1 protein-coding gene is annotated in these 467 nt (G+C 40.3%); it reads left to right on the top strand.

What is annotated here, in order from left to right; translation table 11 throughout:
• Positions 1-404 (top strand): IS66 family transposase (locus tag HZY94_RS03610; RefSeq protein ID WP_179925052.1); only part of this gene is annotated, 404 nt, incomplete at its 5' end.
• Positions 405-467: the final 63 nt, after the last annotated feature.

Raw genomic sequence — 467 nt, 5'->3', positions numbered from 1 at the left:
TAAGCCCCTTAATGGAAGAGTTCTTTGATTGGTGTCGCCAGCAAGCTGTCCTACCTGGTTCCAAATTGGGCAGTGCGATAGACTACGCTCTCAAGTATGAGGAGACTTTTAAGAAAGTTTTAGAAGATGGAAGACTTGTTCTTTCTAATAATCTAGCTGAACGAGCTATTAAGTCTTTAGTTATGGGACGTAAAAACTGGCTATTCTCTCAGAGTTATGAGGGAGCTAAGGCAGGCGCGATCATCATGAGTTTATTAGAAACTGCTAAACGTCATGGTTTGCACACTGAGAAGTATATGAATTATCTTCTAGACCACCTTCCTAATGAAGAAACCCTCGCAAAAATAGAGGTTCTAGAGGACTATTTGCCATGGTCTGAAATCATACAGAAGAATTGTCAATAAAAAAGGTTCCCGAGTCAATCAACTCTGGAACCTTTTTCATATACTTGGTTATAGCGCGCTTAC

This window comes from Streptococcus danieliae (assembly GCF_013415245.1).
GTDB lineage: Bacteria > Bacillota > Bacilli > Lactobacillales > Streptococcaceae > Streptococcus > Streptococcus danieliae_A.
This window is presented reverse-complemented; position numbering and strand designations above follow the sequence as displayed.